Origin of the sequence: Pseudomonas parafulva, assembly GCF_000800255.1 — a bacterium.
Lineage (GTDB): Bacteria > Pseudomonadota > Gammaproteobacteria > Pseudomonadales > Pseudomonadaceae > Aquipseudomonas > Aquipseudomonas boreofloridensis.
In genome coordinates this window covers 4,190,946-4,215,200 of record NZ_CP009747.1, presented here as the reverse complement: position 1 = coordinate 4,215,200, position 24,255 = coordinate 4,190,946, and the positions used below count along the sequence as shown (strand labels likewise).

27 protein-coding genes and 1 pseudogene are annotated in these 24,255 nt (G+C 64.4%); 11 read left to right on the top strand and 17 right to left on the bottom strand.

The annotated features are described in order from the left end of the window. Positions 1-5: 5 nt before the first annotated feature. Positions 6-785 carry an exodeoxyribonuclease III gene (locus NJ69_RS18445; RefSeq protein ID WP_039582003.1) on the bottom strand — a complete coding sequence of 260 codons (780 nt, stop codon included), beginning with the start codon at positions 783-785 and terminating at the stop codon, positions 6-8. Between the two features lie 80 nt (positions 786-865). On the opposite strand from NJ69_RS18445, the gene pyrE reads away from it, so the two are divergent. Continuing rightward, complete coding sequence (pyrE, locus tag NJ69_RS18440) at positions 866-1,507, top strand: orotate phosphoribosyltransferase (protein WP_029613181.1); 642 nt, start codon at positions 866-868, stop codon at positions 1,505-1,507. A gap of 72 nt (positions 1,508-1,579) precedes the next feature. On the opposite strand, the gene NJ69_RS18435 is transcribed toward pyrE, so the two are convergent. The 7 genes and pseudogenes from NJ69_RS18435 to coaBC all read right to left on the bottom strand — a co-directional run bounded on the left by NJ69_RS18435 (position 1,580) and on the right by coaBC (position 7,596). Beyond that, positions 1,580-2,215, bottom strand: a complete 636-nt coding sequence (locus NJ69_RS18435; protein ID WP_039583310.1) for a DUF799 domain-containing protein — start codon at positions 2,213-2,215, stop codon at positions 1,580-1,582. A gap of 20 nt (positions 2,216-2,235) precedes the next feature. Further along, the gene (locus tag NJ69_RS18430; protein WP_039582001.1) at positions 2,236-2,604 is read right to left on the bottom strand and encodes a DUF4810 domain-containing protein; all 369 of its coding nucleotides are present in this window, start codon (positions 2,602-2,604) and stop codon (positions 2,236-2,238) included. Positions 2,605-2,653: 49 nt separating this feature from the next. After that, entirely contained in the window at positions 2,654-3,334 is a 681-nt protein-coding gene (locus tag NJ69_RS18425) for a CsgG/HfaB family protein (protein WP_029613178.1), read from the bottom strand. A 159-nt stretch (positions 3,335-3,493) separates the two neighbouring features. Next, entirely contained in the window at positions 3,494-4,399 is a 906-nt protein-coding gene (gene argB, locus NJ69_RS18420) for an acetylglutamate kinase (protein WP_029613177.1), read from the bottom strand. Between the two features lie 22 nt (positions 4,400-4,421). Further along, positions 4,422-5,795: pseudogene (locus NJ69_RS18415) on the bottom strand (phosphomannomutase/phosphoglucomutase); the annotation flags it as partial. Positions 5,796-5,923: 128 nt separating this feature from the next. Further along, the gene (gene dut, locus NJ69_RS18410) at positions 5,924-6,379 is read right to left on the bottom strand and encodes a dUTP diphosphatase (RefSeq protein WP_029613175.1); all 456 of its coding nucleotides are present in this window, start codon (positions 6,377-6,379) and stop codon (positions 5,924-5,926) included. Between the two features lie 5 nt (positions 6,380-6,384). Beyond that, positions 6,385-7,596: a bifunctional phosphopantothenoylcysteine decarboxylase/phosphopantothenate--cysteine ligase CoaBC gene (coaBC, locus tag NJ69_RS18405; protein ID WP_039581997.1), complete on the bottom strand. Its 1,212-nt coding sequence runs from the start codon at positions 7,594-7,596 to the stop codon at positions 6,385-6,387. A 129-nt stretch (positions 7,597-7,725) separates the two neighbouring features. On the opposite strand from coaBC, the gene radC reads away from it, so the two are divergent. Next, positions 7,726-8,406 carry a RadC family protein gene (gene radC / locus NJ69_RS18400; RefSeq protein WP_039581994.1) on the top strand — a complete coding sequence of 227 codons (681 nt, stop codon included), beginning with the start codon at positions 7,726-7,728 and terminating at the stop codon, positions 8,404-8,406. A gap of 65 nt (positions 8,407-8,471) precedes the next feature. On the opposite strand, the gene NJ69_RS18395 is transcribed toward radC, so the two are convergent. Further along, a complete protein-coding gene (locus NJ69_RS18395; RefSeq protein ID WP_039581991.1) occupies positions 8,472-10,061 on the bottom strand; it encodes an ABC transporter substrate-binding protein in 1,590 nt (529 codons plus the stop codon). A 368-nt stretch (positions 10,062-10,429) separates the two neighbouring features. Here NJ69_RS18395 and rpmB point away from each other — a divergent pair, with 368 nt between their 5' ends. Then, the gene (rpmB, locus tag NJ69_RS22495; RefSeq protein ID WP_003258972.1) at positions 10,430-10,666 is read left to right on the top strand and encodes a 50S ribosomal protein L28; all 237 of its coding nucleotides are present in this window, start codon (positions 10,430-10,432) and stop codon (positions 10,664-10,666) included. A 10-nt stretch (positions 10,667-10,676) separates the two neighbouring features. Then, the gene (gene rpmG, locus NJ69_RS18385) at positions 10,677-10,832 is read left to right on the top strand and encodes a 50S ribosomal protein L33 (RefSeq protein ID WP_003253507.1); all 156 of its coding nucleotides are present in this window, start codon (positions 10,677-10,679) and stop codon (positions 10,830-10,832) included. Positions 10,833-10,906: 74 nt separating this feature from the next. Here rpmG and NJ69_RS18380 read toward each other — a convergent pair whose 3' ends face one another. The 4 genes from NJ69_RS18380 to NJ69_RS18365 form a co-directional block, all read right to left on the bottom strand. Continuing rightward, positions 10,907-11,110, bottom strand: a complete 204-nt coding sequence (locus NJ69_RS18380) for a hypothetical protein (RefSeq protein ID WP_029613173.1) — start codon at positions 11,108-11,110, stop codon at positions 10,907-10,909. Between the two features lie 134 nt (positions 11,111-11,244). Next, positions 11,245-11,448 (bottom strand): hypothetical protein, encoded by a 204-nt coding sequence (locus NJ69_RS18375; protein ID WP_039581971.1) that lies wholly within the window; start codon positions 11,446-11,448, stop codon positions 11,245-11,247. A 171-nt stretch (positions 11,449-11,619) separates the two neighbouring features. Beyond that, positions 11,620-11,871 (bottom strand): I78 family peptidase inhibitor, encoded by a 252-nt coding sequence (locus NJ69_RS18370; RefSeq protein ID WP_052192148.1) that lies wholly within the window; start codon positions 11,869-11,871, stop codon positions 11,620-11,622. 89 nt (positions 11,872-11,960) lie between these two features. Beyond that, positions 11,961-12,320: a cupin domain-containing protein gene (locus tag NJ69_RS18365; protein WP_029613170.1), complete on the bottom strand. Its 360-nt coding sequence runs from the start codon at positions 12,318-12,320 to the stop codon at positions 11,961-11,963. A gap of 212 nt (positions 12,321-12,532) precedes the next feature. Here NJ69_RS18365 and NJ69_RS18360 point away from each other — a divergent pair, with 212 nt between their 5' ends. After that, positions 12,533-14,026, top strand: coding sequence for an aldehyde dehydrogenase (locus NJ69_RS18360; protein WP_039581969.1), 1,494 nt, complete (start codon positions 12,533-12,535; stop codon positions 14,024-14,026). 85 nt (positions 14,027-14,111) lie between these two features. Beyond that, positions 14,112-15,251: an MFS transporter gene (locus tag NJ69_RS18355; RefSeq protein ID WP_039581966.1), complete on the top strand. Its 1,140-nt coding sequence runs from the start codon at positions 14,112-14,114 to the stop codon at positions 15,249-15,251. A 4-nt stretch (positions 15,252-15,255) separates the two neighbouring features. Here NJ69_RS18355 and NJ69_RS18350 read toward each other — a convergent pair whose 3' ends face one another. Together NJ69_RS18350 and NJ69_RS18345 are read right to left on the bottom strand one after the other, a co-directional pair. After that, positions 15,256-16,815 (bottom strand): phospholipase D family protein, encoded by a 1,560-nt coding sequence (locus NJ69_RS18350; protein WP_039581964.1) that lies wholly within the window; start codon positions 16,813-16,815, stop codon positions 15,256-15,258. Positions 16,816-16,875: 60 nt separating this feature from the next. Beyond that, positions 16,876-18,306, bottom strand: a complete 1,431-nt coding sequence (locus tag NJ69_RS18345; protein WP_155290549.1) for a PLP-dependent aminotransferase family protein — start codon at positions 18,304-18,306, stop codon at positions 16,876-16,878. Positions 18,307-18,589: 283 nt separating this feature from the next. On the opposite strand from NJ69_RS18345, the gene NJ69_RS23270 reads away from it, so the two are divergent. Beyond that, entirely contained in the window at positions 18,590-18,712 is a 123-nt protein-coding gene (locus tag NJ69_RS23270; protein WP_369811409.1) for a DUF1127 domain-containing protein, read from the top strand. Here the strand turns inward: NJ69_RS23270 and NJ69_RS18335 are convergent, their stop codons facing one another. Continuing rightward, positions 18,713-20,005 carry an NAD(P)/FAD-dependent oxidoreductase gene (locus NJ69_RS18335; RefSeq protein WP_039581956.1) on the bottom strand — a complete coding sequence of 431 codons (1,293 nt, stop codon included), beginning with the start codon at positions 20,003-20,005 and terminating at the stop codon, positions 18,713-18,715. 101 nt (positions 20,006-20,106) lie between these two features. Here NJ69_RS18335 and NJ69_RS18330 point away from each other — a divergent pair, with 101 nt between their 5' ends. After that, entirely contained in the window at positions 20,107-20,457 is a 351-nt protein-coding gene (locus tag NJ69_RS18330) for a YkgJ family cysteine cluster protein (protein WP_029614714.1), read from the top strand. A gap of 3 nt (positions 20,458-20,460) precedes the next feature. Here NJ69_RS18330 and dadR read toward each other — a convergent pair whose 3' ends face one another. After that, positions 20,461-20,949 carry a transcriptional regulator DadR gene (dadR, locus tag NJ69_RS18325; protein ID WP_039581953.1) on the bottom strand — a complete coding sequence of 163 codons (489 nt, stop codon included), beginning with the start codon at positions 20,947-20,949 and terminating at the stop codon, positions 20,461-20,463. Positions 20,950-21,103: 154 nt separating this feature from the next. Here dadR and dadA point away from each other — a divergent pair, with 154 nt between their 5' ends. The 3 genes from dadA (at position 21,104) to NJ69_RS18310 (ending at position 24,230) form a co-directional block, all read left to right on the top strand. Beyond that, on the top strand, positions 21,104-22,405 hold the full coding sequence (dadA, locus tag NJ69_RS18320; RefSeq protein ID WP_039581951.1) for a D-amino acid dehydrogenase: 1,302 nt from the start codon (positions 21,104-21,106) through the stop codon (positions 22,403-22,405). Between the two features lie 96 nt (positions 22,406-22,501). Beyond that, complete coding sequence (gene alr, locus NJ69_RS18315) at positions 22,502-23,575, top strand: alanine racemase (protein WP_039581950.1); 1,074 nt, start codon at positions 22,502-22,504, stop codon at positions 23,573-23,575. A 106-nt stretch (positions 23,576-23,681) separates the two neighbouring features. Then, complete coding sequence (locus tag NJ69_RS18310; protein WP_039581939.1) at positions 23,682-24,230, top strand: cupin domain-containing protein; 549 nt, start codon at positions 23,682-23,684, stop codon at positions 24,228-24,230. Positions 24,231-24,255 lie beyond the last annotated feature (25 nt).

Genomic DNA, 24,255 nt, shown 5'->3' with positions numbered 1-24,255 from the left:
AGGGTTCAGATGGTCAGCGTCCAGTCGTAGTCGACGATCAGCGGCGCATGCTGGGAGAAGCGCGGCTGGCGTGGCAGGCGCGCGTTACGTACGCAGCGGCGCAGGCCCTGGGTGAGGATCTGGTAGTCGAAGCGATAGCCCAGGTTGAGCATCTCGGCCTGTTCGTTATCCGGCCACCAGCTGTACTGATCACCTTCGCGGCTGACTTCGCGCAGGGCATCGACGTAGCCCATTTCGCCGATGATGGCGTCCATCCAGGCGCGCTCGGGCGGCAGGAAGCCGGGCGACTGCTGGCTGTCGCGCCAGTTCTTGATGTCGAGCTTCTGCTGCGCCACGTACAGCGAGCCGCAATAGATGTACTCGCGGCGCTTGCGGCGCTGCTTGTCCAGGTACTTGGCGAAGTCGTCCATCAACTTGAATTTCTGATTCAAGTCTTCGTCGCCGTTCATGCCCGAAGGCATCAGCAGGCTGGCGATGCTGACCTTGTCGAAATCGGCCTGCAGGTAACGTCCGTAGCGGTCGGCTGTCTCGAAGCCCAGGCCGGTGATGACTGCCTTGGGCTGCATCCGCGAGTAGAGCGCCACGCCACCGTGGGCGGGCACCTCCGCGTCGCAGGCATAAAGGAAATAGCCATCGAGCTGGAAAGCTGGGTCGTCGAGTTCAAAGGCCGAGGCGCGGGTATCCTGAAGGCAGATGACGTCGGCATTCTGGGCTTGCAACCAGCTGAGCAAACCACGCTCGGCCGCAGCCTGAATGCCATTCACGTTCACACTGATGATCCGCATAAATGGCCCCAAAAATCTCGTGCGTGTATGATACCCGAGCTCAACTCATTTAGCTAAATCCGTGGTGTCCGGGACTTTTCATGCAGCCGTATCAGCGCGACTTCATCCGTTTTGCCATCGATCGCGGCGTGCTGCGCTTCGGTGAATTCACCCTGAAATCGGGGCGTACCAGCCCGTACTTCTTCAACGCCGGTCTGTTCAACAGCGGCTCGGCCCTGGCCCAGCTGGGACGTTGCTATGCGGCGGCCATCGTCGACAGCAAGATCCCCTTCGACGTGCTGTTCGGTCCGGCCTACAAAGGCATTCCGCTGGCCGCCGCCACGGCGGTGGCGCTGGCCGAGCATCATCAGATCGACGTGCCCTGGTGCTTCAACCGCAAGGAAGCCAAGGACCACGGCGAGGGTGGCAGCCTGGTCGGCGCTCCCCTGGCGGGCGAGGTGCTGATCATCGACGACGTGATCACCGCAGGCACCGCGATCCGCGAAGTCATGCAGATCATCCAGGCCCAGCAGGCACGCGCCGCCGGTGTGCTCATCGCGCTGAACCGCGAGGAGCGTGGTAACGGTGAACTCTCGGCCATCCAGGAAGTGGAGCGTGACTTCGGCATGCCAGTGGTCAGCATCGTTTCCCTGACCCAGGTACTGGAATTCCTGGCCGATGATCCGCAGCTCAAGCAGCACCTGCCGGCGGTCGAGGCCTATCGAGCGCAATACGGGATCTGAGCGCAGATCGTCCATGAAAAAGGCGACCTTTGTAGGTCGCCTTTTTCATGGCTTCGACGCAGTGCTCGTCGCTCAGTCGGTGCCGTACTTCGGCGAGCGCGGCCCGTACAGGATGCCGCCGTTGGGGTTCGGCGACAGCAGCCGGGCGCTGGTGATACCGGCGATCGGATAGCCCGCGTCGTCCTGCACGCTGGAGATGATCTGGTTCACCGCTGCGGTGATCAGCATGCCGACCAGTCCGCCCTGGTTCTGCCGGCCTTCTTCGCTGGAGGCCGAGGCCGCGCCGGTCCACAGGGTGGCGCCGGTTTTCAAGTCGACCAGCTTGGCGCTGGCGGTGACGATGGTTGCGCTGCTCAGCACCATGTAGCGGGTGCCGTAGTCGCTGACGGTCACGTACAGCCCGGCATCGGCGCCGAAGATCTCGCGCAGCTTGGCGGCCGGCAACTCATGGATGTCCGCTGGGGTGGTCATACCGTTCTGGCGGAACGTCTCGGCCACCAGCGCCACCGGCATCACGTAGTAGCCCGCTTCGGCCAGCGGATAGGTGACCTGCGCCAGCATGCTGTAGCTGGCTTTGACGTCCGGCGAGTTGTTCAGTGGCGGCACGATCAGGATCGACTTCGGCCGGCTCTGCTTGAAGGCGGCGTAGTCGGTGGTCTTGCGCTCGGCGCAGCCGGCGAACAGGGCCAGCACGCAGGCGCCGACCAGGCATTGGGTAAGGCGCTTGATCACGGCTTGGCTCCTTGCGTGGCGTTCTTCATCAGGAAGTCCATGTAGGTCGCCGACTCAGGGAACAGCGCTTTCTCGGTACGGAATTCCTGGATCATCTGGTCATCCTTGCCCAGGCTCGAGTAGAGCAGGCCCAGTTGCGCGTGATAGCCCGGCGGCACCGCGCCGTTCTTGGCCTTGATCTTCTCCAGATCGCGCTCCAGGGCGATGACCTGTTCTTCCTTGGACTGGTCGTTGAAGTACTCGCGCACCTGGGGCTGGTAGCTTTCCCATTGATACAGCGGTTTTGGCGTATTGCAGCCGGCCAGCAGGGCGCTGGCCAGCAGAAGGCCGGCGCCAGTGCGCCAGGCCGAGCGGGTGATGCTCATGTACGTGCTTTCCTTGTCGTGTTACGGGTGTCGAAACGTCGGGCGTCGATTACTGGGCCTGTGGCTTCCACTGGCCACTGTCCACGGCGCTGACCAGCTTGTTCACCGCCTCGCGCATGGCCAGGTCCAGGACCTTGCCGTTGAGGGTGGAGTCGTAGCTGGCGGTGCCGCCAAAGCCGATGACTTCGCGGTTCGACAGCGCGTATTCGCCGGCGCCCTGGCTGGAATACACCACTTCGGAGGTGCTGATGTTGACGATGTTCAGCGCCACCTTGGCGTAGGCGATCTGGGTCTTACCGCGGCCGAGAATGCCGAACAGCTGGTGATCGCCCACTTCCTTGCGGCCGAACTCGGTGACATCGCCGGTGACCACGAAATCGGCGCCCTTCAGACGCTGGCTCTGGCCCTTGATCTGCGCTTCCTGCTGGATCTCACCCATGTTGTCGCGGTCCAGTACGTTGAACCGGTGGGTTTGCTGCAGGTGGGTGATGAGGATGGTCTTGGCCTGGCCGCCGAGGCGGTCGATGCCGTCGGAGAAGATGCCGCGCATGTAGCTCGAACGGTTGTCGAACTTGCCGACGGCGATCGGGGTGCGCACGCCGCTGTAGGGGCGGTTGACGCTCTCGACCTGTTGAACGGCCACGGCAGTAGAGGTTTCGGTAGCGCAGCCGGCGATGGACCCGAGGGCGATGGCGGCGGCCAGCACGAGTCCTTGTGATGCGTATTTCACGCGAGTTTCTCCAGATGAACGGTAACTTTTTGCAACGGGCGTGCATTCTGCCACGTTGTTTCGGCCATCTGGAGGGAAAGTTGAGAAACGTGAAGTGCATCGCGGGACCGTCCATTGCCGAAGGCACGGACGGTCCCGCGAAGTCTTGCTGCGACGCTGTCAGGCGCGTTTGCGGTTGGTGATGAGGGTGCCGACGCCGCTGTCGGTGAAGATCTCCAGCAGCACCGCGTTCGGTACGCGACCGTCGATGATGTGCGAGCTGTTGACGCCGCCCTGCACCGCCTCGAGTGCGCACTTGATCTTCGGCAGCATGCCGCCGTAGATGGTGCCGTCGGCGATCAGTTCGTTGACTTGCTCGGTGGTCAGGCCGGTGAGCACCTGGCCCTGCTTGTCCATCAGGCCGGCAATGTTGGTCAGCAGCATCAGCTTCTCGGCTTTCAGCGCCTCGGCCACCTTGCCCGCCACCAGGTCGGCGTTGATGTTGTACGACTCACCGTTGGCGCCCACGCCGATCGGCGCGATCACCGGGATGAAGTCGCCGCGTACCAGCATGTTCAGCAACTCGGTGTTGACCCCGACCACTTCGCCGACATGACCGATGTCGATGATCTCGGGCGTGGTCATTTCCGGGGTCTGGCGGCTGACGGTGAGCTTCTTCGCGCGGATCAGCTCGGCGTCCTTGCCCGTCAGGCCGATGGCGCTGCCGCCGTGACGGTTGATCAGGTTGACGATGTCCTTGTTCACCTGACCGCCCAGCACCATCTCCACCACATCCATGGTCGCCGAGTCGGTGACGCGCATGCCGTCGATGAAGTGGCTCTCGATCGACAGGCGCTTGAGCAGATCGCCGATCTGCGGGCCGCCGCCATGCACCACCACCGGGTTGATGCCTACCGCCTTCATCAGCACGATGTCCCGGGCGAAGCCGGTCTTGAGCTCTTCGCTCTCCATCGCGTTGCCGCCGTACTTGATCACCAGGGTCTTGCCGACGAAGCGGCGGATGTAGGGCAGCGCTTCGGACAAAACCTCGGCTACATGGGAAGCGGCGTCGCGATCGAGGGTCATGCAGGGCTCCAGTATGTGAACGTCAGAACGGCAGGTGCAGGCCAGGCTCGACCTTGTGCAACTGCTCACGGAATACAGTCTTGATTCGGTTCAGTTCTGTCTCGCTGTCGGCCTCGAAGCGCAGCACCAGCACCGGCGTGGTGTTGGAGGCGCGAACCAGGCCCCAGCCGTGGGGATAGTCGACCCGCACACCGTCGATGGTGGTGAGTTCGGCCGCGCCCCAGTCGGCGTCGCGTTGCAGTGCATCAATGATGCTGAATTTACCCTCGTCGGTCACATCGATGTTGATTTCCGGCGTGGAAATATCGTTCGGGAACGCGGCGAACAGGTCTTCGGCAGACTGCTCGGCCTTGCTGAGGATTTCCAGCAGGCGTGCGGCGCTGTAGATACCGTCGTCGAAACCGTACCAGCGTTCCTTGATGAAGATGTGCCCGCTCATCTCGCCGGCCAGCAGCGAGCCGGTCAGTTTCATCTTCTTCTTGATCAACGAATGACCGGTCTTCCACATCAGGGCGCGACCGCCGTGCTGCTCGATCAGCGGGGTGAGGCGGCGGGTGCATTTGACGTCGAAGATGATCTCGGCGCCGGGGTTGCGCGACAGCACGTCCTGGGCGAACAGCATCAGCAGGCGGTCGGGGTAGACGATGCTGCCGGTGTTGGTCACCACGCCGACGCGGTCACCGTCACCGTCGAAGGCCAGGCCCAGGTCGGCACCGGTTTCGCGCACCTTGGCGATCAGGTCTTCGAGGTTTTCCGGCTTGCCCGGGTCCGGGTGATGGTTGGGGAAGTGGCCGTCGACCTCACAGAACAGCGGGATCACGTCGCAACCCAGGGCCTCGATCAGGCGCGGGGCGATCACGCCCGCTGCGCCGTTGCCGCAGTCGACCACCACCTTGAGCGGCTTGGCCAGCTTCACGTCCTCGACGATCTGCTGGAAATAGCGCTCGAGGATCTCGACGCGCTCGACGCTGCCCTCTGCGCGGGTCAGGTCGTTGGTTTTCAGGCGGGTCAGCAGGGCCTGGATCTGTTCATTGGCCAAGGTGTCGCCGGCGATGACGATCTTGAAGCCGTTGTAGTCCGAGGGATTGTGGCTGCCGGTGAGCATCACGCCGGAGGTGCCGGCCAGCACGTTGGCGGCGAAGTACAGCGCGGGGGTGGGCACCAGTCCCACGTCGCTGACCTGGCAGCCGGCATCGGCCAGGCCCTGGATCAGTTGCTCGACCAGCATCGGGCCGGACAAGCGGCCGTCGCGGCCTACGGAAATCTTCGGCTCGCCCTGGGCGAGGGTCTGGGCGCCGATGGCGCGGCCGATCCAGTAGGCGGTCTCGGCGTGCAGCGTCTTGCCGACGATGCCGCGGATGTCATAGGCGCGGAAAATGCTGTCCGGCAGTGCGGGAACCAGCTGGGCCATATCGTTCATCTCAGGGGGACTCCAAGGGTCTGAGGCTTCTGGGTAGGCGCAAACAGAACGCTTGGACGGTCGTTGGACCCGAGAGTTCGCCATCCATGGCCCCGGCGGTCGCTTCAGCGGGTACCGGAGTGACCGAAGCCGCCGCTGCCACGCTGGGTTTCGTCGAAGGCCTCGACGATGTCGAAATGCGCCTGCACCACGGGCACCAGGATCAGTTGGGCAATGCGCTCGCCGACGCTGATGGTGAAGGCGGTGTTGCCCCGGTTCCAGCACGAGACCATCAGCTCGCCTTGGTAGTCCGAGTCGATCAGGCCCACCAGGTTGCCCAGTACCACGCCGTGTTTGTGGCCCAGGCCGGAGCGCGGCAGGATCATCGCTGCCAGGCCCGGATCGCCGATGTAGATCGACAGGCCGGTGGGGATCAACAGGGTCTGACCCGGTTCGAGGACGGTGTCCTCGGTGAGCAGGGCGCGCAGGTCCAGACCGGCGGAACCGGGCGTGGCGTACTGCGGCAGGGGGAATTCGGTACCCAGGCGTGGGTCGAGGATCTTGGCTTGAAGAGCGTGCATGTAACTCATTGAACCTGATTGAGCCGTTCGGCGATGAAGGCGACCAGTTGGCGGGCGATCTTGCCCTTGCTGGTCTGCGCGAAGAGGGTCTGGTGCTGCTGGCGGTCGATCACGGTCAAGGCGTTCTCTTCGCTGTTGAAGCCGATGCTGGGGTTGGCCACATCGTTGGCGACGATCAGGTCGAGATTCTTGTCCTTGAGCTTGCGCGTGGCGTAATCGAGCAGGTGTTCGGTCTCGGCGGCGAAGCCGACGCTGAACGGACGGTCGGCGCGGCCGGCGAGGGTGGCAAGGATATCCGGATTACGCACCATCTGCAGCAGCATGCCGTCGCCGCTCGTAGGGTCTTTCTTGAGCTTCTGCGGGGCAACCACTTCCGGGCGGTAGTCCGCGACCGCCGCCGAGGCGATGAACAGGTCGCAGGGCATGGCCGCTTCGCAGGCGGCGAGCATGTCCCGCGCGCTCACCACGTCGATACGGGTGACCCGGTCGGGGGTCGCCAGGTGCACGGGGCCGGTGACGAGGGTCACCCGAGCCCCCGCTTCGACCGCCGCCTCGGCCAGGGCGAAGCCCATCTTTCCGGAACTATGATTGGTGATGTAGCGCACCGGATCGATGTTTTCCTGGGTGGGGCCGGCGGTGATCAACACGTGCTTGCCGGTCAGCGACTGGCGCTTGAAGGTTTCGGCGGCGCACCAGGCCAGGTCGGTGGCTTCGAGCATACGGCCCAGGCCCACGTCGCCGCAGGCCTGGCTGCCGGAGGCTGGACCGAACACCTGGATGCCCCGGCGCTCGAGCAGCGCCAGGTTGTCCTGGGTGGCCGGGTCGCGCCACATGGCCTGGTTCATGGCCGGTGCCACGGCGACGGTGGCGTCGGTGGCCAGCACCAGGGTGGTCAGCAGGTCGTCGGCCATGCCTTGGGCCAGGCGCGCCATGAGGTCGGCGGTGGCCGGGGCGATGAGCACCAGGTCGGCCCACTTGGCCAGTTCGATATGCCCCATGGCCGCTTCGGCGGCAGGGTCGAGCAGATCCATGTGCACCGGATGACCGGAGAGCGCCTGCAGGGTCAGCGGGGTGATGAACTCGGCCCCGCCGCGGGTCATGACGACGCGCACCTGCGCGCCGTGTTCCAGAAGTCGGCGAATCAGCTCGGCGCTCTTGTAGGCGGCAATGCCGCCACCCACGCCGAGAACGATGCGCTTGCGATACAGCCGCTGCATAGGCTTGCCTTTTTCCAGTAAAAGCGGGCGACGATGTTTGAACATGCCTGCGGCAGAACGTCGCATTCAACGAGGCGAACTAGATTAACACAGGGCTCGAAGCCGCCGCAGTAGCACGCAAGGAGGGGTATGAACATCAGGGAATGGCCGCAGGATGAGCGGCCGAGGGAAAAGTTGCTGGCACGCGGCGCAGCAGTGCTGTCCGACGCCGAACTGCTGGCCGTGCTGCTCGGTTCGGGCGTGGCCGGGCGCAATGTCGTCGACCTCGCGCGAAGCCTGCTCGCGCGCTTCGGCGGGCTGCGCCCGTTTCTGGAGGCCGATCGCGCAATGTTGTTGCGCGAGCCGGGCATGGGGCCGGTGAAGTACACGCAATTGCAGGCGCTGCTGGAAGTGGGCAGACGCTATCTGGACCAGACCATCGAACGCACCTCAGCGCTGGAGAACCCCGCCGCCGTGCGCCGTTACCTCAAGGCCATGCTGCGCCATGAGAACAGCGAGGTATTCGCTTGCCTGTTCCTGGACACCAAGCACCGGCCGGTCGCGTTCGAGATCCTGTTTCGCGGCACCATCGACCGGGCGAGCATCTACCCGCGAGAAGTGGTGCGCCGCTCGCTGCTGCACAACGCGGCGGCGTTGATCATCTGTCACAACCATCCGTCCGGAAACTGCGAGCCGAGCGAGGATGACGTGCGCCTGACCCGCACCTTGAAGCAAGCGCTGGCGTTGATCGACGTCCGCGTGCTCGACCATGTGATCGTCGGTGACGGCGAGCCGTTATCCATGGTGGAGCAGGGCTGGATAGGGGGGTAGTGGACGGCTTGGGTCGCTTCATCGCGGGTGAATCCGCGATGAAGTCGGCGTTGATCGGCTGCCGGTCAACGCTCCACCGACACCTTGCTGAAGTCCACGCGCCCGAACGGACTCACCTGATACCCCTCCACGCGCTTGCTGAGCAAGGTCGCGGCAGTGGGGTGAGCCAGGGGCAGCCACAGCGCCTGCTGCTGGATCAAGGTCTGCGCCTGCTGGTACAGGCGGCTGCGCACGCTCTGGTCGTTGGTGGTACGCCCAGCGTTGATCAACTGATCCAGGCGGCTGTCGCACAAGCGTGCGAAGTTGGTCCCGGACTTCACCGCCGCGCAGGAAAACTGTGGCGTGAGGAAGTTGTCCGGGTCACCGTTGTCGCCCGCCCAGCCCATGAACAGCAAGTCATGCTCGCCGGCCTTGGCGCGGCGGATCAGCTCGCCCCATTCGATGGTGCGGATTTCGGCCTTGATGCCGACCTTGGCCAGGTCGGCCTGGAGCATCTGCGCGCCGAGGCTGGGGTTGGGGTTGAGCAGGCTGCCCGAAGGTCGGGTCCAGATCGTGGTGCTGAAGCCCTCGCCCAGGCCCGCTTTGGTCAGCAGCGCCTTGGCCTTTTTCAGGTTCAGGCTGTAGCCGGGCAAGTCCTTGGCGTAGCTCCAGGTGTTGGGCGGGTAGGGGCCGTTGGCGGCGGTGGCGGTGTCGTCGAACACGGCTTTGACGTAGGCCGACTTGTCGAAGGCCAGGTTGATGGCCTGGCGCACCTCAGGCTTGTCCAGCGGCGGGTGCTCGCTGTTCAGGGCGACGAAAGCGGTCATGAAGGCCGGGGTGGAGGCGACCTTGAGGCTGCCGTCCTGGGTGGCTTCGGTGATGTCCAGTGGCTTGGGCGAGAGCGCCACCTGGCACTCGTTGCGCTTGAGCTTCTGCAGGCGCACGTTGGGGTCGGTAGCGATGGCGAAGATCAGCGGATCGACCGCAGGCTTGCCGTCGAAATAGTCGGGATTGGCGCGATAGCGCACCACCGCGTCCTTCTGGAAGCGCTGAAAAACGAACGGGCCGGTGCCGATCGGCTGGCTGTTGAGCTTCTCCGGGGTGCCGGCCTTGAGTAGCTTGTCGGCATATTCGGCGGAGTAGATCGAAGCGAAGCCCATGCTCAGCGTGGCCAGGAACGTGGCGTCGGGGTGGCTCAGGACGAAGCGTACATGCTGCGGGTCAGGCGCCTCGATCGACTTGATCAGGCTGCCCAGTTGCAGCGACTGGGCATGCGGATAGCCGCCCGGCGCGGTCTTGTGCCAGGCGTGGGCCGGATACAGCATGCGCTGGAAGCTGAACAGCACGTCGTCGGCGTTCAGCGTGCGGGTAGGCTTGAAGTAGTCGGTACTGTGGAATTTCACGCCATCGCGCAGGGTGAAGTCGTAGGTCAGGCCATCGTCGGACACGGTCCAGGCTTGCGCCAGGCTCGGCACCACCTTGCCCTGGCCAGCGTCGAACTCGACCAGGCGATTCATCAGCACATCGGCCGAGGCATTGGTGGTGGTCAGCGAGTTGTACTGGACCACATCGAAACCTTCGGGGCTGGCCTCGGTGCACACCGACAGCGGCGCTGCCTGGGCCAGGCCCGCGACGAACAGGGAAGTGAACAGAACGGAAAGGGCGGCGACGCGCATGCGGTATCCTCGGCTGGTCAGTGGCCCATCTGCCAGTGCAGTCTGGAAGCGGAAAGCTCTAACCCTAGAGTGCCGCTTGGCAAATGGCTACCGGATTTTTGCGCCGCGCGGCGACGAGCGGTCGACAGTGCGCAAGCCTTGTCGCTATGCTGGCCCGGCGCAATCGACCCGCCTGGAATGTGCATCTTCTGTTGTTGTGGTCGACCCTTTCTGGTATAAAGCAGCGCTCTTTTCTAGGGGCTCGGTCTGTCGCTCATTCGAGCCGGTTCGATAAGACCCCCAGAAACACGGCGCCTTGGCGCCATAGACTGAGAGATTAAGCGGCCAACCCATGCCGGGTTGGGCATGTGGTTTTAGAGGGCTGAGGCATGTCGAGAGTCTGTCAAGTTACCGGTAAGGGTCCGGTAACCGGGAATAACATTTCCCACGCAAACAACAAAACCCGTCGTCGTTTCCTGCCGAACCTGCAGCATCACCGTTTCTGGGTCGAGTCCGAGAAGCGTTTCGTGCGTCTGCGCGTTTCCGCCAAAGGCATGCGCGTCATTGACAAGCGTGGTATCGACGTAGTGCTGGCCGAGCTGCGCGCTCGCGGCGAAAAGTTCTAAGGAGAACGTCATGCGTGAATTGATCCGTCTGGTTTCGAGTGCTGGCACTGGCCACTTCTACACCACCGACAAGAACAAGCGCACCACCCCGGACAAGATCGAGATCAAGAAATACGATCCGGTCGTTCGCAAGCACGTGGTGTACAAGGAAGCCAAGATCAAGTAATTGATCGGCGACCTGAAAAAAACCCGCCTTCGCAAGAAGGCGGGTTTTTTTATGCCAGGTGATGCTTGGCAGGCTTAGACGTGGGCTGCAACGAAGGTGATGTTGCCGTCTTCGACGCTGTACAGCACGACGTCATGGCGCGCTTGCAGCGTGATGACTTCACCGACCTGCTCAGCATTGCTCACGCCGGCCAGTTCCTTCATGTAGCTCACTGCGCTGGGTACGAAAGGTGTGCCCAGCAGGTGCTGCAGAGCGTGTGTCGCTTGTTGGCTGTCCATGATCGTGTCCTTTTCGATAAGCCTCCAGTCGAGGCCGAACGATGGTCGATCATCCTGTGGGCCGAGACGCTGTAAATATCTAGGTGCAGAAAAAACCGCTTCGGTAGGGAAGCGGTTTTCGACAGCGCCAGACTTCAGGCATTGGCCAGGTTCGTGATGAAGCCACTGTCATCCATGTAGATGCGCAGTTGATCTGGGCGGTAATCGCGCAGGTCTGCATCGCTTTTTACGATCCTCACAGCCTTCAAGCCGGTCAGTTCGAGCGCATAGGCCTGCACGGTTTCCACGTATCGCGAGCCGATGATATGGCGAACCGGGCCGAGAATGTCGGTGGTCATGCTGCGTACTCCTGATCTGCTGTCCGACATTGGACACCGCTATGTTCAGGTGGCGGCATCTTGGCCGAGCGATAATTAAGGATTGCAACGCGCAAAGTAGCCGCGAACTACCTGTCAGGCGAAAAAAAACCGCTTCCGATGGAAGCGGTCCTAAACGTTCGGCCAGTGGGATCAACCGAAGTCGACACCGCTGATCACACCCTGCGCGTCGGTACGCAGGTTGATGCGCTGAGGATTCAGCTCACGGGTGACGATGTCGGCTGGCCCGGTGACCGGACGGCCAGTGGTCTGTTTCAGCTCGTCACGAATCGCGTCGGTATAGGTCTTGCCGATCAAGCTCTGCATGGCTTCGTTGACTTGGGTGTCAGTCATGGCGGTGCCGCAGGTTTCGATGGCTTGGCCGGTGGTCTTTTCGATGGACATGGGTGGCTCTCCTGAATGGTCCGGATTGGACACTCCCATGTTCACCCTCGGCGGTTGTATGGCGGCGGTAGATAATCCTGCCCAAGCGATCAGCGTTGCTCGAACATCACATAAATCTTGCGGCACGGCTCCAGCACCTCCCAGGTGCCCTTGAAACCGGCCGGAATGACGAAGCGATCACCCGCGCGCAGGGTCTTGGTGTTGCCGTCTTCATCGCGCAGCACCGATACGCCCTGGACGATCTCGCAGTATTCGTGCTCGGTGTAGTTCACCGTCCACTGCCCCAGCTCACCTTCCCAGACCCCTGCCGCGAACTGCCCACAAGGACTGGAATAGTGGTTGTACACGGCCTGGTCGGGATCACCCTTGAGGATCTTTTCCGCCGCTGGGCGGTAGCGCTCGGCCTCGGTCAGGGCTTGGGCGAAATCGATGATGCGGTCGATGCTCATGCTGGATACCCTTTGTGGTTCAACACGTTGATTGTTTAATAAAATGCACATCAGTAGGCATTTTAGCCTTTAGTGTCAAATATATTGATAGTTTGTCAGGCCTGGTTTAGGGTGTCGGATGCCCGTGTGCGCTCGGCGCCCGGCCAGCATATCCGACAGTGCCCGTGAGTCCTCGGTACGGGGCTGCACTTCAACAAGAGGAGGAGTTTCGTATGACCACCTTGACGCGTGCGGATTGGGAACAACGTGCCCAGCAACTGAAGATCGAAGGCCGCGCCTTCATCGACGGCCACTATACCGACGCCGCCTCCGGCGATACTTTCGAGTGCCTGAGCCCGGTCGACGGGCGCTTCCTGGCCAAGGTTGCCAGTTGCGACCTGGCCGATGCCAACCGCGCGGTAGAAAATGCCCGCGCCACCTTCGCTTCGGGTGTCTGGTCGCAACTGCCGCCGGCCAAGCGCAAGGCCACGCTCATCCGCTTCGCCGGCCTGCTGCGCCAGCATGTCGAGGAACTGGCGCTGCTGGAAACCCTGGACATGGGCAAGCCGATCAGCGACTCCTCCAGCATCGACATCCCCGGCGCAGCCAACGCCATCCACTGGACCGCCGAGGCCATCGACAAGGTCTACGACGAAGTGGCCCCAACGCCCCATGATCAGCTCGGTCTGGTCACCCGCGAGCCGGTGGGTGTGGTCGGTGCCATCGTGCCGTGGAACTTCCCCCTGATGATGGCCTGCTGGAAACTCGGCCCGGCGCTGGCCACCGGCAACTCGGTGGTGCTCAAGCCTTCCGAGAAATCGCCGCTGACTGCCATCCGCATCGCCCAGTTGGCCATCGAGGCCGGTATCCCGGCCGGCGTACTGAACGTGCTGCCAGGCTATGGCCACACGGTCGGCAAGGCCCTGGCCCTGCACATGGACGTGGACACCCTGGTGTTCACCGGCTCCACGCGCATCGCCAAGCAACTGATGGTGTATGCCGGCGAGTCGAACATGAAGCGCATCTGGCTCGAAGCCGGTGGCAAGAGCCCGAACATCGTCTTCGCCGACGCGCCTGATCTGCACGCCGCCGCCCAGGCTGCCGCCAGCGCCATCGCCTTCAACCAGGGCGAGGTCTGCACCGCCGGTTCGCGCCTGCTGGTCGAGCGCTCGATCAAGGACACCTTCCTGCCGATGGTGGTCGAGGCGCTCAAGGCCTGGAAGCCCGGCAACCCGCTGGACCCGGCCACCACGGTAGGCGCGCTGGTCGATACCCAGCAGATGAACACCGTGCTGTCGTACATCGACGCCGGTCATCAGGACGGCGCCACGCTGCTGGCCGGCGGCAAGCGCATCCTTGAGGAAACCGGCGGTACCTATGTCGAGCCGACCATCTTCGACGGCGTGACCAATGCCATGAAGATCGCCCAGGAAGAGATCTTCGGCCCGGTACTGTCGGTGATCGCCTTCGACAGCGCCGAAGAGGCCGTGGCCATCGCCAACGACACGCCTTACGGCCTGGCCGCTGGCATCTGGACCGCCGACCTGTCCAAGGCGCACAAGACCGCTCGCGCCGTGCGCGCTGGCAGCGTCTGGGTGAATCAGTACGACGGCGGCGACATGACCGCGCCGTTCGGTGGCTTCAAGCAGTCTGGCAACGGCCGCGACAAGTCGCTGCATGCGCTGGAAAAGTACACCGAACTGAAAGCGACCTGGATCAAGCTGTAACCTCCCCAATGGCCCACTCGCGGGTCAATCGCTTCGGTGATTGGCACGCGAGTGGGCCTTGTGCATTTCGTTCAGGAGAAGGCCGATGCGTTGGGCCACCTACTTTGCCGTGCTGGCCTCGGTGCTCAGTGTCGGCCTCGCCCTCGGCGTGAGCATGCCGCTGGTGTCCCTGCGCCTGGAAGGCTGGGGCTACGGCAGTTTCGCTATTGGTGTGATGGCGGCGATGCCGGCCATCGGCGTGCTGCTCGGCGCCAGCCTGGCCAGTCGTCTGGCTGGCTGGCTCGGTGTTCCGGCGGCGATGCGTCTGTGCCTGTGGGGCGGGGCGCTGTCGATCGGCCTGCTGGCGCTGCTGCCCAGCTATCCGTTGTGGCTGGCGCTGCGCTTGCTGATCGGCACCTCGCTGACGGTGGTGTTCATCCTCGGCGAGAGCTGGATCAACCAGTTGGTGGTCGAGCAGTGGCGCGGTCGTCTGGTCGCGCTCTACGGCAGCAGCTATGCCCTGAGCCAACTGGCCGGGCCGCTGGTGTTGGGCGTGCTCGGCTCGGATGACGACTTCGGCTTCTGGGCGGCCACCGGCCTGCTGCTACTGTCGCCATTGCTGCTGTTTGGCCGCACGGGCGCGCCGTCTACCGAAGCGTGCAGCGTGACCCTTCGCGATCTGTTGGGTTTCTGTCGGCGCCTGCCAGTGATCGCCTGGGCCATCGCCCTGTTCGCCGCCTTCGAGGCGATGATTCTCACGCTGCTGCCGGTCTACGTGCTGCAGCAGGGCTTCACCGCCGAAGTGGCGCTGTTCATGGTCAGCACCGTGGTGGTCGGCGACGCGGTGCTGCAACTGCCGATTGGCGCGTTGGCCGACCGCATGTCCCGGCAGGCTCTGTTCAGCGGCTGCGCCGTGAGCCTGATGGGGTCTAGCCTGGCGATTCCGCTGCTGCTGCATACCCCCGCGATCTGGCCGCTTTGGGTGCTGTTCGGCGCCAGCGCCGGAGGGCTGTTCACCCTGTCGCTGATCCTCATCGGCGAGCGCTACCGTGACGACGCGCTGGTGCGGGCCAATGCCCACGTGGCGCAGTTGTGGGGCATCGGTTGCCTGCTCGGGCCGCTGCTGGCCGGGGCGGGCAGCCAGTGGGTCAGCGGCCATGCGCTGTTGTGGCTGATGGCGGCCGGTGCGGCAGGGCTGGTGTTGTTGACCCGGCGAGCGGGGGCGTTCGAGCCGGCCGCGCTGTAAGGGACTAGAGCATTCGCTCCAGTCCCACCGCCTGGGCTACCCACGCGTTGAAGCGTCGCCACAGGTCGCCCGGCTCTTCGGTCAGGGTGTGCACCTGGCCGTTGTCCTCGGTCACCCAGACCATCTTTCCGTCAGCCAGTTTGGGCTGGTAGCTCAGCGCCGGGGCCATGCCCTGTTCGGCCAGCTCGCGGGTGTACTCGGCCAGCTCCGGGCTGTCGACCAACAACCCCACTTCGGTATTCCACAGCACCGAGCGCGGGTCGAAGTTGAACGAGCCGATGAAGGTCTTCTGCCGGTCGAAGACCATGGCCTTGCTGTGCAGGCTCGAATCCGACTGCCCCTTGAAGCTCAGCGCGCCGCGTACGGCACTCGGATCGCCGGGTTGGCGGCGCAGCTCGAACAGCTCCACCCCATGCTCCAGCAGCGCGCGCCGGTAGGGCGCATAGCCGCCATGCACGGCCGGCACGTCGGTGGCCTCCAGCGAGTTGGTCAGCAGCTTCACCGAGGCGCCGGCGTCGGCACGGCCGGTGAGATACAGCAGGCCCGGCTCGCCGGGCACGAAGTAGGCCGACACCAGGATCAGTTCACGGTGCACGCGCTCCAGGTCCGGCGCCAACTGCTGGCTCATCAGCAGGTGCGGATCGGGGTCGCCGCTGGACAGCACCTTGCTCGGCGCATCCCATAGCGCTTGGCTGTGGGCCCAGATCAGCTCGTTGCGCCAGGTGTCCAGGCGCGGTTCGGTCTGGTAGGCCATCAGGCGGTCGTACAGTGCCGGGTGCTTCTCCCGCGCCTGTGCCAGCCAGACCACCAGCCGTTGGCGGCTGCTGTGCAGGTCGTCGGCGTCCGGGGTGCGCCAGAGAAAATCACCGATCGGCCGGCTCAAGGCGCTGTTCCAGTACTGGTCGAAGCTGTGCCCGAGCTGTTCGGCCACCGGACCGACGCCGAGCAGGTCGATGTCGGTGAAGTTGAGGTTGGGCTCGGCATCGAAGTACTCATCGCCCAGGTTGCGGCCGCCGACGATGGCCATGCTGTTGTCGACCAGGAACAGCTTGTTGTGCATGCGCCGGTGTTGCAGCGACAGGTTGAACAGCCGTCCGAGGGTGCGGGTCAGGCCCGTACTGCGGCCAAGGTGCAGCGGATTGAACAGGCGGATCTGGATGCGCGGGTGGGCGTCCAGGGTGGCGATCAGGCTGTCCAGGCCATCGCTGGTGGTGTCGTCGAGCAGGATGCGCACGCGCACGCCGCGGTCGGCGGCACGCAGTAGTTCGTGGACCAGGGCGCGGGTACTGAGCCCGTCGTGGACGATGTAGTACTGCAGGTCGATGCTAGTCTGGGCATGGCGGATCAGCTCGGCGCGGGCCCGAAACGCCTCGCTGCTGTTGGGCAGCAGGCGGAAGCCGGAGCGCCCCTCGTAGGGCGCGGCCTGGCGCTGCACCGAGCGGCCGAAGGCGGAGTCGGCGGCAGGCAGCGCCTGGCTGACATCGCGCGGGGTATCGACGCTGGCGCAGCCCTGCAGGCCGAGCAGCAGCGCCAGCAGCAGGGGCAAGGCTCGCTGGAGACTCAAGGGGATCGTCCTGTGCGACGGGTCACGTGGAAACCTTGGACCATGCAAGGTCGTGCAAAGTTACCCGCCGTTGTCGTCCTGCGCCAGTAGCCGGCACGCGGTTTCACCGACCTTGCGCACGGCCGTCTCGATCTGCGGGGTGGCCCGTGCGGCAAAATTCATGCGCAGGCAATGCCGGTACTTGCCCGAGGCCGAGAAGATGCTGCCCACCGCGATCTGTACGCCTTGATCGAGCAAGGCGCGGTTCAGACGCAAGGTATCGAAACGCTCCGGCAGCTCGACCCATAGCATGAATCCCCCTTGGGGCCGGCTGGCGCGGGTGCCGGGTGGGAAATAGCGCGTGACCCAGTCGCTCATCTGGTCGCGGGCACGCTGATACTGCGCACGCACCCGCCGCAAATGCGGCTGGTAATGGCCCTGGGCGATGAAGTCGGCGATTGCCAGTTGCGGCTGGCAGGCCGTGCTGCCGGTGCTGATGTACTTCATGTGCAGCACCCGCTCCAGGTAGCGCCCCGGCGCCACCCAGCCGACCCGCAGGCCGGGGGCGAGGGTCTTGGAGAACGAACTGCACAGCAGCACGCGCCCGTCCTCGTCGAACGACTTGAGCGTGCGCGGACGCGGGTAGGTATAGGCCAGGTCGCCGTACACATCGTCCTCGATGATCGCCACGTCATAGCGCTGGGCCAGGGTGAGCAGCGCCTTCTTGCGCGCCTCGGGCATGATGTAGCCCAGCGGGTTGTTGCAGTTGGGCGTGATCTGGATGAGCTTGATCGGCCATTGTTCCAGTGCCAGTTCCAGGGCCTCCAGGCTGATGCCGGTGACCGGGTCGGTGGGGATCTCCAGCGCCTTCATGCCGAACCCTTTGAGGGTCTGCATGGCGCCGTGGAAGCTTGGCGAATCCACCGCGACGATGTCGCCGGGCTCGCACACCGCGCGGATGCTGGTCGACAGTGCCTCATGGCAGCCCGTGGTGACCACCAGATCGCCCGCTGCCAGGGTGCAACCGGAGTCCAGCGCCAGGCGCGCGATCTGTTCGCGCAGGCCCAGGTTGCCGTGGATGTTGTCGTAGTACAGCCCCGGCATGTCCAGGCGCCGGCTGAGCTGGGCGAGGCTGCGCAGCAGCGGTTTGAGGGTGGGGCTTTCGATGTCCGGCATGCCGCGCCCGAGCTGGATCACGTCGGGCCGAGGGTTGGCGCGAACCAGTTCCAGCACCTGCTCCCATTGCGAGATATCCACCGGCCGCTGCGCCGGGCGGCTGATCGCCGGGAGCGCCGGCATGCTCAGGTGCTCGGCCACGAAATAACCCGATTTGGGCCGTGGCGATACCAGGCCCGCCTCTTCCAACTGCCGATAGGCCTGCTGCACCGTGCTCAGGCTGACCCCGTGCTCCAGGCTCAACGCCCGCACCGAGGGCAAGCGCTCGCCGGGGCGGTACAGGCCCTGTTCGATACGCGCGCCGAGCAGCTCGGCCAAGTTCATGTACAGGTTCACAGGCATACTCCTGCGCAGGTTAATCGGCGCGACCATACAGATCGGCTGAAAATACGCCATTCAGCTGCGGCTGCGCCAGTTCTGTATTGGAATAATAAGATTTGTTTGGATCTGTATCGTCGCTAACCCGCCAGCGCATGCTAGCACCAGGTTTCGATCACAAGGAGAAGCGGCGATGACCGGAATGAGCGATGTGCGATTGAGGCTGCAGGCCGACGAATGTGCAGCAGGACAGCCCTCAAGGCTGTCATGCGCTCCGGTAGACCTTGGCTCATGGAGATTGATGCTGCACCGCTGGCAGTCGCGCAAGCTGTTGCGCGAGCTCAGCGACCAGCAGTTGCTGGACATCGGTCTGAGCCGCGAGCAGGCCTGGGAAGAAGGCTGTAAGCCGTTCTGGCGCGGTTGATCAGAGCAGTTCCTTGAGCCGGTACCAGAGCATGCCCAAGGCCAGCAGCGGCGAGCGCAGCAACTTGCCGCCCGGGAAGGTGGCATGGGGCACCTGGGCGAACAGGTCGAAGCGGCCGCTGTGCTGACCGCCGATGGCTTCGCCGAGCAACCGTCCGGCCAGGTGCGTGGCGTTGAGGCCGTGACCCGAGTAGGCCTGGGCGTAGTACACATTGGGCTGCTCGGGCAGGCGACCGATCTGCGGCAGGCGATTGGCGCCGATGCCGATCATGCCGCCCCATTGGTAGTCGATGCGCACCCCGGCCAGTTGCGGGAACACCTTGAGCATCTTCGGGCCCATGTAGGCGGCGATGTCCTTGGGGTCACGCCCGGAATAGTGGCAGGCGCCGCCGAACAGCAAGCGGTGGTCGGCGGACAGACGGAAGTAGTCCAGCGCCACGCGTTGGTCGCACACCGCCATGTTCTGTGGCAGCAAATCGCGAGCGCGGGCCTCGCCCAGCGGCTCGGTGGCGATGATGTAGCTGCCGGCGGGCAGCACCTTGCCGCCCAATTCGCGGTTCAGGTCGTTGTGATAGGCGTTGGTGCACAGCACCAGGGTGCTGGCGCGCACCCGGCCGCGCGCCGTGTGTACCTGCACCTGCGGGCCGTAGTCGATGCGGGTCACCTCGGAGCCTTCATGCAGCTTCACGCCCAGGCGCGCCGCGACGGCCGCCTCGCCGATGGCCAGGTTCAGCGGGTGCACGTGGCCTGAGCCCATGTCCACCAGGCCGCCGACGAAGCAGGCCGAATTGACCACGCTGCGGATCTGCGATGCGGGCACCACGCGCACCTCGTGGCGGTAGCCCAGGCTGCGCAACTCATCGGCGTCGGCGGCGAACCCGTCGAGCTCGGCCGGCTTGTAGGCGAGGTCGCTGTAGCCCCAGGTCAGGTCGCAGGCGATGGCATGCTGCTCGATACGTTCGCGGGCAATCTGCACGGCTTCCAGGCCCATCAGCTTGAGGCTGCGTACGCCGTCTGCGCCGATGACCGGCAGGAACTGCTCGACGTCGTGGCCCACGCCGCGAATCAACTGCCCGCCGTTGCGCCCGCTGGCGCCCCAGCCGATGCGCCGGGCCTCGAGCAGGACCACGGAGAAGCCGCGCTCGGCCAGTTCGATGGCGGTATTGAGCCCTGAGTAGCCGCCGCCGACGATGCACACGTCGGCGCTGTGCTCGCCTTCCAGGCACGGGTAGTCCGGTTGCGGCAGGCGGCTGGCGGCATAGTAGGAGGCAGCGTGCTGGGCGCTGTGGATCATGGCCGGGTTCCTGGGGCTGGGCGAAAAGCTGCGAGGATAAGCGGGGCGCGCGGGGGCGGCAATGGCCCTATAATGCCCGGCCTCTCAATGACACGCCGACCATGTCCTGCACCCACAAGATCCAGTTCCTGCGCGAACTCATCCCTTCGTTCGAATGCGAGCCCGGCTGCCACGACTGCTGCGGCCCGGTCACCACCTCCAGCGCGGAGATGGCGCGTCTGCCGCGCAAGACCGCGGCCGAGCAGGAGGCTGCCTTGCAGCGCCTGGATTGCGTGCACCTCGGTCCTCAAGGTTGCACCGTCTATACAGAGCGCCCGCTGATCTGCCGCTTGTTCGGCACCACCCCGCGCCTGGCCTGTCCACGCGGTCGCGGGCCGCAGACGCCGATCGAGCCGCAGGCCGAGCAACTGATTCATGGTTACATCGCCAGTACCCGCCAGGTGCTGGTCTGAGGTTCAGTCCGGAATCGGCAGGCAGAGGCTCTCCTTCACCTCCTCCATCACGATGTAGCTTTTCGATTCCCGCACATGGGGCAGCTTGAGCAGGATGTCGCCGAGCAGCTTGCGGTACGACGCCATCTCCGAGATGCGTGCCTTGACCAGGTAATCGAAGTCGCCGGAAACCAGGTGGCATTCCAGCACATGGGGCAGCTTGAGCACGGCGCGGCGGAACTCCTCGAAGGTGTCGCCCGACTTGTAGTCCAGGCTGATCTCGACGAACACCAGCAGGCTGCCCTTCAAGTGCTGCGGGTTGAGCCGGGCGTTGTAGCCCATGATGATCCCCTCGCGTTCCAGACGGCGCACGCGCTCGGTGCAGGGCGTGGTGGACAGCCCGACTTTCTCGCCCAGTTCAGTGAACGAGATGCGCCCGTCGCTTTGCAGGATGCGCAAGATGTTGCGGTCGATCTTGTCCAGTTCCCGCTTGCTCTGGTGCTGGGTTCTCATAGGGGATGCCCCTCCGTCTAAGGCGTTCGTGCCGAGAATTCTCGCCAAATATAGGCGCTTATATAGTGAAATGCACTGGCCTGAGATTCTTATACTGCGCGCATCCATGCCATTTCGAACAACACAGCGGTGCGCCGCGCATGAGGGATAGACGATGCGAGTTCTGGTACTTGGTAGCGGTGTGATCGGGACCGCCAGTGCCTACTACCTGGCCCGGCAAGGTTTCGAGGTCACGGTGGTCGATCGCCAACCGGCGGTGGCCATGGAAACCAGCTTCGCCAACGCAGGCCAGATCTCGCCCGGCTACGCCTCGCCCTGGGCTGCACCGGGCGTTCCGCTCAAGGCCATCAAATGGCTGCTCGAGCGGCACGCCCCGCTGGCCATCAAGCTCACCGGCGATGTCGATCAGTACCTGTGGATGGCGCAGATGCTGCGCAACTGCACCGCCAGCCGTTATGCGGTGAACAAGGAGCGCATGGTGCGGTTGTCCGAATACAGCCGCGACTGCCTCGACGAACTGCGCGCCGAAACCGGCATCGCCTACGAAAGCCGCACCCTGGGCACCACCCAGTTGTTCCGCACCCAGGCCCAGGTGGATGCCGCGGCCAAGGACATCGCCGTGCTCGAACAGTCCGGCGTGCCCTACGAATTGCTCGACCGCGATGCCATCGCCCGGGTCGAACCCGCCCTGGCAGGGGCCAAGCACCTGTTGGCCGGTGCCCTGCGCCTGCCCAACGACCAGACCGGCGACTGCCAGCTGTTCACCACCCAACTCGCGGAAATGGCCGTGAAACTGGGTGTCGAGTTCCGCTTCGGGGAAAACATCCAGCGCCTGGATCAGGCCGGTGACCGACTCAACGGCGTGTGGATCGACGGCAAGCTGGAAACGGCTGACCGCTACGTCCTGGCGCTGGGCAGCTATTCGCCGCAATTGCTCAAGCCGTTGGGCATCAAGGCCCCGGTGTACCCGCTCAAGGGCTACTCGCTGACCGTGCCGATCACCGACGCGGCGATGGCGCCGACTTCGACCATCCTCGACGAAACCTACAAGGTCGCCATCACCCGCTTCGACAACCGTATTCGGGTCGGCGGCATGGCTGAAATCGCCGGCTTCGACCTCTCTCTGAACCCGCGTCGGCGCGAAACGCTGGAGATGATCGTCAACGACCTTTATCCTCGCGGCGGCGACCTGAGCCAGGCCAGTTTCTGGACCGGCCTGCGCCCGGCTACCCCGGATGGCACGCCGATCGTCGGCGCCACCGCGCTGAGCAACCTGTACCTGAACACCGGTCACGGCACCTTGGGCTGGACCATGGCCTGTGGCTCCGGCCGCCTGTTGGCCGACCTGATTGCGCGCAAGAAGCCGCAGATCAGTGCCGAAGGTCTGGACATCTCGCGCTATGGCCAAGCCGGTGAGGTCGCTCGGCAGGGCCGTCCGCTGTCGGCCCATCAGTAACGACGATGACCGGTTGAGCCCGCCCCCGGTAGGCGCGGGCTCAACCGTGATGAATGTCCCATCTGCCCATAACCAGATCCACCAGAAGGCTGCCCCATGCGCCCCGCCCGTGCCCTGATCGACCTCCAAGCGCTGCGTCACAACTACCGTCTGGCCCGTGAACTGGCCGGTGCCAAGGCCCTGGCCGTGGTCAAGGCCGATGCTTACGGCCATGGTGCTGTGCGCTGTGCGCTGGCCCTTGAGGCCGATGCCGACGGCTTTGCCGTGGCCTGCATCGAGGAGGCGCTGGAGCTGCGCGCCGCGGGCATCAAGGCGCCGGTGCTGCTGCTCGAAGGGTTTTTCGAGGCCAGCGAGCTGTCGCTGATCGCCGAGCATGACCTGTGGTGCGTGGTCCATTCGCTATGGCAGCTCGAGGCCATCGAACAGCATCCGGTGCACAAGCCATTGAACATCTGGCTCAAGCTCGACAGCGGCATGCACCGTGTCGGCCTGCACCCGAAGGACTACCACGAGGCCTATCAGCGTCTGCTGGCCAGCGGCAAGGTCGCGCGCATCGTGCTGATGAGCCATTTCTCCCGGGCCGACGAACTGGACGCGGCGACCACCGAACAGCAGGTTGCCGCCTTCGAGGCCGCGCGCCAGGGCCTCACCGCCGAGTGCAGCCTGCGCAATTCCCCGGGCGTGCTGGCGTGGCCGAACACGCCGAGCGACTGGGTACGACCGGGCATCATGCTGTACGGCGCCTCGCCCTTCGAGGTCGAGCAGGCCCAGGCGGCGCGCCTGCAGCCGGTGATGACCCTGCAATCGCGCATCATCAGTGTGCGTGAGCTGCCCATCGGTGAGCCGGTGGGCTATGGCGCGCGGTTCACCAGCACGCGCCCGACCCGCGTCGGCGTGGTCGCCATGGGCTATGCCGATGGCTATCCGCGACATGCCCCCAGCGGCACGCCGGTGGTGGTCGCGGGCAAGCGCACGCAACTGATCGGCCGGGTGTCGATGGACATGCTCTGCGTCGACCTCACCGAGGTGCCCGAGGCGACCGTCGGCAGCCCGGTGGAGTTGTGGGGCAAGCAGGTATTGGCCAGCGATGTAGCGCAGCAGGCGGGCACCATCCCCTATCAGATTTTCTGCAACCTGCGCCGGGTGCCGCTGGAGTACGAGGGCCAGTAAGGTCGTTCGCGGCGGTGAGAGGCGGTCGTGTTGTAAATACTGAACGGCATTGCCATGATATCGTTCACACTTTGCCTCACCACGACCGTTTCTGGAGACCCACGCTTTGGACGTTGGCGAACGACTGCAAGCCATCCGCAAGCTCAAGGGCCTGTCCCAGCGCGAACTCGCCAAACGGGCGGGGGTGACCAACAGCACCATCTCGATGATCGAGAAAAACAGCGTGAGCCCCTCGATCAGCTCGCTGCGCAAGGTGCTCAGCGGCATTCCCATGTCGATGGTGGAGTTCTTCTCCGTCGAACTGGCGCCGGAAAGTCCGACGCAGATCGTCTACAAGGCCCACGAGCTGATCGACATTTCCGACGGCGCGGTGACCATGAAGCTGGTCGGCAAGTCGCACCCCAACCGCGCCATCGCCTTTCTCAACGAGGTGTACCCGCCCGGCGCCGACACGGGTGAAGAAATGCTCACCCACGACGGCGAGGAGACCGGCATCCTGCTCGAAGGTCGCCTGGAGCTGGTGGTGGGCACCGAAACCTTCCTGCTCGAAGCCGGCGACAGCTACTACTTCGAAAGCACCCGCCCGCACCGTTTCCGCAATCCGTTCGATGAGCCCGCCCGGCTCATCAGCGCCGCCACCCCCTCGAATTTTTGATCCAGCTCAGGCTATTGCGTCGCCA

Excerpts from the sequence above, each read along its gene's own strand:
- NJ69_RS18445 (WP_039582003.1), bottom strand. The coding sequence starts at position 785 with ATGCGGATCATCAGTGTGAACGTGAATGGCATTCAGGCTGCGGCCGAG.
- pyrE (WP_029613181.1), top strand. The coding sequence starts at position 866 with ATGCAGCCGTATCAGCGCGACTTCATCCGTTTTGCCATCGATCGCGGC.
- NJ69_RS18430 (WP_039582001.1), bottom strand. The coding sequence starts at position 2,604 with ATGAGCATCACCCGCTCGGCCTGGCGCACTGGCGCCGGCCTTCTGCTG.
- argB (WP_029613177.1), bottom strand. The coding sequence starts at position 4,399 with ATGACCCTCGATCGCGACGCCGCTTCCCATGTAGCCGAGGTTTTGTCC.
- dut (WP_029613175.1), bottom strand. The coding sequence starts at position 6,379 with ATGCACGCTCTTCAAGCCAAGATCCTCGACCCACGCCTGGGTACCGAA.
- coaBC (WP_039581997.1), bottom strand. The coding sequence starts at position 7,596 with ATGCAGCGGCTGTATCGCAAGCGCATCGTTCTCGGCGTGGGTGGCGGC.
- radC (WP_039581994.1), top strand. The coding sequence starts at position 7,726 with ATGAACATCAGGGAATGGCCGCAGGATGAGCGGCCGAGGGAAAAGTTG.
- NJ69_RS18395 (WP_039581991.1), bottom strand. The coding sequence starts at position 10,061 with ATGCGCGTCGCCGCCCTTTCCGTTCTGTTCACTTCCCTGTTCGTCGCG.
- rpmB (WP_003258972.1), top strand. The coding sequence starts at position 10,430 with ATGTCGAGAGTCTGTCAAGTTACCGGTAAGGGTCCGGTAACCGGGAAT.
- rpmG (WP_003253507.1), top strand. The coding sequence starts at position 10,677 with ATGCGTGAATTGATCCGTCTGGTTTCGAGTGCTGGCACTGGCCACTTC.
- NJ69_RS18380 (WP_029613173.1), bottom strand. The coding sequence starts at position 11,110 with ATGGACAGCCAACAAGCGACACACGCTCTGCAGCACCTGCTGGGCACA.
- NJ69_RS18375 (WP_039581971.1), bottom strand. The coding sequence starts at position 11,448 with ATGACCACCGACATTCTCGGCCCGGTTCGCCATATCATCGGCTCGCGA.
- NJ69_RS18370 (WP_052192148.1), bottom strand. The coding sequence starts at position 11,871 with ATGTCCATCGAAAAGACCACCGGCCAAGCCATCGAAACCTGCGGCACC.
- NJ69_RS18365 (WP_029613170.1), bottom strand. The coding sequence starts at position 12,320 with ATGAGCATCGACCGCATCATCGATTTCGCCCAAGCCCTGACCGAGGCC.
- NJ69_RS18360 (WP_039581969.1), top strand. The coding sequence starts at position 12,533 with ATGACCACCTTGACGCGTGCGGATTGGGAACAACGTGCCCAGCAACTG.
- NJ69_RS18355 (WP_039581966.1), top strand. The coding sequence starts at position 14,112 with ATGCGTTGGGCCACCTACTTTGCCGTGCTGGCCTCGGTGCTCAGTGTC.
- NJ69_RS23270 (WP_369811409.1), top strand. The coding sequence starts at position 18,590 with ATGCTGCACCGCTGGCAGTCGCGCAAGCTGTTGCGCGAGCTCAGCGAC.
- NJ69_RS18335 (WP_039581956.1), bottom strand. The coding sequence starts at position 20,005 with ATGATCCACAGCGCCCAGCACGCTGCCTCCTACTATGCCGCCAGCCGC.
- NJ69_RS18330 (WP_029614714.1), top strand. The coding sequence starts at position 20,107 with ATGTCCTGCACCCACAAGATCCAGTTCCTGCGCGAACTCATCCCTTCG.
- dadR (WP_039581953.1), bottom strand. The coding sequence starts at position 20,949 with ATGAGAACCCAGCACCAGAGCAAGCGGGAACTGGACAAGATCGACCGC.
- dadA (WP_039581951.1), top strand. The coding sequence starts at position 21,104 with ATGCGAGTTCTGGTACTTGGTAGCGGTGTGATCGGGACCGCCAGTGCC.
- alr (WP_039581950.1), top strand. The coding sequence starts at position 22,502 with ATGCGCCCCGCCCGTGCCCTGATCGACCTCCAAGCGCTGCGTCACAAC.